Origin of the sequence: Chryseobacterium proteolyticum, from assembly GCF_046591535.1 — a bacterium.
Taxonomy (GTDB): domain Bacteria; phylum Bacteroidota; class Bacteroidia; order Flavobacteriales; family Weeksellaceae; genus Chryseobacterium; species Chryseobacterium proteolyticum.
The window spans coordinates 1-1,104 of sequence record NZ_JBJLWK010000020.1 but is presented as its reverse complement, the minus strand read 5'-3'; the positions used below and the strand labels follow the sequence as shown (position 1 = coordinate 1,104).

The following is a 1,104-nucleotide window of genomic DNA, read 5'->3' as shown; positions in this document are numbered from 1 at the left end:
ATCTTAGCATATTGTTGTGTAGTTTTAATATTTTTATGCCCCAGCATTTTGCTCACGCTTTCAATCGGTACTCCATTAGACAATGTAACAGTAGTAGCAAAAGTATGTCTTGCTATATGAAATGTCAAATCTTTATTGATTCCACAGACACTAGCAATTTCTTTGAGATAAGAATTCATTTTCTGATTGCTAAGAACTGGGAAAAGGACATCTGAATTCACACATTGCGGATGATTTTTATATTTTAAAACCAGCTCCTGAGCTAAAGTCAATAATGGAATTCTGGTTGAAGTACCGGTCTTTTGACGATGTGTAAAAATCCACTGTTCCCCATCAATACCAATATTGATGTTAGATTTTGATAATTGTTTTACATCTACATAAGCCAGGCCTGTATAGCAACTAAAAAGAAAAATATCTCGTACTTGCTTCAATCGATCGGAAACAAATTCCTTCTCATAGATCATCTGAATTTCTTCTTTAGCAAGGTAAGGACGTTCAACAGCTTTAATCTTTGCTTTATAGCCCAGAAAAGGATCTTTAATGATCCATCCGTGGGCCATACATAATCGGATGATCTTTTTGAAATTCTTCAGGTATTTCACAGCTGTATTGTTTCCACATTTACGTACACTGCGGAGCCAGAAGTCATAATCACTTACAAAACCGTGATCGATTTGCGTGATATCAATATCAGAAACTTTGTATTTCCATTTAATGAATTCCTGTGTATGCTTTAAAGAAGTTTTATAACGCTCCAATGTTCCTGGGGCAAAATCCTTACCAACCAAAGCTTCCACTTTGTCATTATGCTCCTGGAATATCGGAATAAGCATTCTTTGCTCAATATCAGTTCCAAGCAGTTTAGATTTTAAACTCTCTGCTGTTACAAAGTTTTCATCTTTCAGCATCAGGTAGTGGAAATCGTAAACTTTCTGTTCTAAAGTTTTAAGATAGAGATTCAGTGTTTTTGCTTCTTGCGAATTGCTTAGTGCTTTGTGTGCTTTAACATCCCATTTCTTCGGATCGATATACCTTTTAGCAGCAATGTCTGCTGCCTTGCCGTCTATCGTAATTCGTAAGTAGATGGGAGCGGTTCCGTTG

Annotated in this window: 1 protein-coding gene; it reads right to left on the bottom strand. The window is 36.2% G+C overall.

Features of this window, described 5'->3' with window-relative positions:
- A partial coding sequence (locus tag ACJ5H0_RS23035) for a site-specific integrase (protein WP_411252186.1) occupies positions 1-1,104 on the bottom strand: 1,104 nt, incomplete at both ends.